The organism is Marinomonas ostreistagni (assembly GCF_016888445.1).
In the GTDB taxonomy this organism is placed as follows: Bacteria; Pseudomonadota; Gammaproteobacteria; order Pseudomonadales; family Marinomonadaceae; genus Marinomonas; species Marinomonas ostreistagni.
In genome coordinates this window covers 1-577 of the sequence record NZ_JAFEKF010000016.1, presented here as the reverse complement: position 1 = coordinate 577, position 577 = coordinate 1, and the positions used below count along the sequence as shown (strand labels likewise).

Here is a 577-nt window from a genome sequence, read left to right as displayed (position 1 = left end):
ATGGGTGTGTAGCTCAGTTGGGAGAGCGTCGCCCTTACAAGGCGAATGTCGGGAGTTCGAACCTCTCCACACCCACCACTTATAGGAAAGTGGCTAAACAACCTATGACAATGGAGCGGTAGTTCAGTTGGTTAGAATACCTGCCTGTCACGCAGGGGGTCGCGGGTTCGAGTCCCGTCCGTTCCGCCACTTACTTTTGATGAGAGTAAGTTGGTAGCAAGCCATCATTATGATGGGTGTGTAGCTCAGTTGGGAGAGCGTCGCCCTTACAAGGCGAATGTCGGGAGTTCGAACCTCTCCACACCCACCACTTATAGGAAAGTGGCTAAACAACCTATGACAATGGAGCGGTAGTTCAGTTGGTTAGAATACCTGCCTGTCACGCAGGGGGTCGCGGGTTCGAGTCCCGTCCGTTCCGCCACTTACTTCTGATGAGAGTAAGTTGGTAGTAAGCCATCATTACGATGGGTGTGTAGCTCAGTTGGGAGAGCGTCGCCCTTACAAGGCGAATGTCGGGAGTTCGAACCTCTCCACACCCACCACTTATAGGAAAGTGGCTAAACAACCTATGACAATG

General features: G+C 52.2%; 5 tRNA genes. All 5 read left to right on the top strand.

Annotated elements, in window-relative coordinates:
• The first annotated feature begins 2 nt into the window (after positions 1 to 2).
• The 5 genes from JQX58_RS15200 (at position 3) to JQX58_RS15180 (ending at position 542) form a co-directional block, all read left to right on the top strand.
• Positions 3 to 78: transfer RNA gene (locus JQX58_RS15200), tRNA-Val, on the top strand.
• A 34-nt stretch (positions 79 to 112) separates the two neighbouring features.
• A tRNA-Asp gene (locus tag JQX58_RS15195) sits at positions 113 to 189 on the top strand.
• 45 nt (positions 190 to 234) lie between these two features.
• A tRNA-Val gene (locus JQX58_RS15190) sits at positions 235 to 310 on the top strand.
• A 34-nt stretch (positions 311 to 344) separates the two neighbouring features.
• Positions 345 to 421: transfer RNA gene (locus tag JQX58_RS15185), tRNA-Asp, on the top strand.
• Between the two features lie 45 nt (positions 422 to 466).
• Positions 467 to 542: transfer RNA gene (locus tag JQX58_RS15180), tRNA-Val, on the top strand.
• Positions 543 to 577 lie beyond the last annotated feature (35 nt).